Below are 2,265 nucleotides of genomic sequence, written 5' to 3' on the forward strand. Positions count from 1 at the left end.
GTGCGCGCCAAGCGCGACGAATTGGCGCGCCTGCATCGCGTCCACGCCATCAGCGATGAGACCTGGCGCCGCGTCATGCACAGCCTGGACATGATGGAAGCGTCGCTGGGCCGCGCCCGGGTGCTGTGACGCCACTTGCGGTGGCGCCCTTGCCGGTTGCGGGCACATGGCAGCCCCTATCCCACAGCAGAGGTCGTTTTCCCATCGGGGGCGGAAGCGGAAAGTGCTACCCTTGACCGTGTCCTTGGGGCGTGCGCCCGGACGACCTGCCGTGGCAATGAACGGAGTTAGGGTCATGGAATGGGATGAGCGGCGTCTCGGCGATCGGATTCTGAGCGCGCTGGAACTGGCGGTGGAACAGGGCAATCTCACGGTGGCGGAGCCGCTGGCCCAGGCCCTGGAGCTCAGCATGACGGGCTTCGGCGGGCCAGAGGCGGTGGACCACCGCGGCGTGCCGGTTCGCCTGATGGAAGCGCTTGATCGTCTGGACAGGCTGCGGCATGCCCAGAAAGTGGCTTGATTTCAATGCCTTACTAAAAACGAAAAAAAATCGGCGTCGATGCGTTTTTCTTGTTTGACAAGGGGTGCGCGTTTTTACTACAAACCGCGCACCGCAGCGACGCTGGCCGGCACGAAACGCACCGAACGATGAAACGAACGGTGCGGGGCGGGCTGAAAAGTGAAGTTGCTACGACGCGGGTGTAGCTCAGTTGGTTAGAGCGCCGGCCTGTCACGCCGGAGGCCGCGGGTTCAAGTCCCGTCACTCGCGCCACTTCATCGAATTCTGACAGAATGTTCGATGTGTTAGCAAGGCCGCGCTGGAAACAGCGCGGCCTGCTTGCTTTCCGGGTTCTCGCACCTGCGGTAGAGCGGTGCTTGAGAGTGGTTCTCAACAACCCGGAATTAGATCATTTCCCCCATATTTTCAGCGCCTTGGGGCCCACGGAACGCATGGCGTAATTTGCTTTCCTTGGGCACGGCACCCGCCTATATTCCAACACGCCCGGCCCCAAGCCGGGCTTTTGTGCAGGCGTTCGGACCCCCGCATGGGTTCGGATGTTATGTCCAGAACCGGCGGGCAGGCCGGGTGGGGCCAAAAACCGATAATCAGATGTGTGGGCCTGGGCTTCATGCACTTGGTTACGGCTGGCGCCCACCGCAAGCCTCCGTCGGGCCAACCGGGACGAAATTTGGGGCGCACTCATGTCCAGTCAGGTCATGTCCACCGAGCTGCTGAGCCAGTATCTGCCGATCATCATCTTCCTGGCCATCGCCGGGGTGATCGCGACGGCGATGGTCTTCGGTTCCATGCTGGTCGCCAAGCAGAAGCCGGATAGCGAGAAGCTGTCGGCGTACGAATGCGGTTTCGAGCCGTTCAACGACGCCCGCAGCAAGTTCGACGTGCGCTTCTACCTCGTCGCCATCCTGTTCATCATCTTCGACCTGGAAGTGGCCTTCCTCTTCCCCTGGGCTGTGTCGCTGGGCCGCATCGGCCTGTTCGGCTTCTGGTCCATGATGGCTTTCCTGGGCATCCTGACCATCGGTTTCATCTACGAATGGAAGAAGGGCGCGCTGGACTGGGAGTGATCCCGGCCGGCGCCTGAGCCTGTTTCCGTCGCCCTATTCGCATCGCTGCCCGTTCACACCGGAGCCAGACCCGTGACGTCTTTGCCAACCCACTCTTCCGTTTCCCCCGCTGGCGTTACCCCCGCCGGCGCGGGCGCGCCCCTGCCGCCGGGCCCCGCCCAGGACGCCTACATCAAGGCCGTGACGACGGAGTTGCAGGACAAAGGCTTTGTCGTCGCCAGCCTGGAGTCCCTGCAGGATTGGGCGCGTACCGGCTCGCTGTGGCCCATGACCTTCGGCCTGGCCTGCTGCGCGGTGGAAATGATCCACGCCTACATGAGCCGCTTCGACCTGGACCGGTTTGGCGTGATTCCGCGCCCCAGCCCGCGCCAGTCGGACGTGATGATCGTGGCCGGCACCTTGTGCAACAAGATGGCCCCGGCCCTCCGCAAGGTCTACGACCAGATGGCGGAGCCGCGCTGGGTCATCTCCATGGGGTCGTGCGCCAACGGCGGCGGCTATTACTACTACATCTATTCCGTGGTGCGCGGCTGCTACCGCATCTTGCCCCTGGACATCTAGCTGCCGGGTTGCCCGCCCACAGCGTACGCACTGGTCTACGGCATGCTGCTCTTGCAGACGAAGATCAAGGGCGGCGACCTTCTGGTTCGGCGCTGAGCCTCGTGGGATCTAGGATGA

General features: G+C 63.1%; 2 protein-coding genes, 1 tRNA gene and 1 pseudogene. All 4 read left to right on the forward strand.

Annotated elements, in window-relative coordinates:
- The first annotated feature begins 295 nt into the window (after positions 1-295).
- Entirely contained in the window at positions 296-520 is a 225-nt protein-coding gene (locus I55_RS28325; RefSeq protein WP_049974597.1) for a hypothetical protein, read from the forward strand.
- Between the two features lie 175 nt (positions 521-695).
- A tRNA-Asp gene (locus I55_RS28330) sits at positions 696-772 on the forward strand.
- A 446-nt stretch (positions 773-1,218) separates the two neighbouring features.
- Positions 1,219-1,587, forward strand: a complete 369-nt coding sequence (locus I55_RS28335) for an NADH-quinone oxidoreductase subunit A (RefSeq protein WP_044564082.1) — start codon at positions 1,219-1,221, stop codon at positions 1,585-1,587.
- Between the two features lie 81 nt (positions 1,588-1,668).
- Positions 1,669-2,244: pseudogene (locus tag I55_RS28340) on the forward strand (NuoB/complex I 20 kDa subunit family protein).
- Positions 2,245-2,265 lie beyond the last annotated feature (21 nt).

The sequence above is a fragment of the Azospirillum sp. B4 genome (assembly GCF_000333275.1).
Classification (GTDB): domain Bacteria; phylum Pseudomonadota; class Alphaproteobacteria; order Azospirillales; family Azospirillaceae; genus Nitrospirillum.